This is a genomic window from Mesorhizobium sp. M5C.F.Ca.ET.164.01.1.1 (assembly GCF_004792125.1).
In the GTDB taxonomy this organism is placed as follows: Bacteria; Pseudomonadota; Alphaproteobacteria; order Rhizobiales; family Rhizobiaceae; genus Mesorhizobium; species Mesorhizobium wenxiniae.
In genome coordinates, this window is record NZ_SRTG01000099.1 from 1 (window position 1) to 453 (window position 453).

A 453-nucleotide genomic window follows, 5' to 3' on the forward strand; every position below is an offset into this window, starting at 1 on the left:
TGCGCCCAGCCGGCCGTCGACCGGGAGAAAGTCCATGTCTGAAGGAACCTCATCCAGAAAGCCCGCCGACCAGGAAGGCGAAAGAGTAAGTGACCAAGTCATTCGCCTGGACAGCCAGCGCGAGCAAAGGCGCGGCAACCCGCCTGTCGTCGAGGACGATGAGCTGGAAGCGCCCGGGGCGCCGGAGCCGGCGAAGCTGGAGGCGCCCTCGGCGCAACCGAAGCCGGCTTCAGTCACCGTAGCTCCGCCGGCTCCCGCCCAACCGCGCCGCAGCCTGATGCGGCCGATCCTGTTTGCGTTGCTTCCCGTCGCGCTGGTGGCCGGCGGCTACTACTATGTGGTCGGCGGCCAGGTCATGACCACCGACAACGCCTATATCCAGGCGCAGTCGCTCGGCGTTTCCACCGACGTCTCCGGCACCGTCGACGAGATCGATGTGCACGACAACCAGGC

General features: G+C 66.9%; 1 pseudogene. It reads left to right on the forward strand.

Going from position 1 to position 453, the window contains the following annotated elements:
• Positions 1–34: 34 nt before the first annotated feature.
• Positions 35–453: pseudogene (locus EN807_RS32595) on the forward strand (HlyD family secretion protein); the annotation flags it as partial.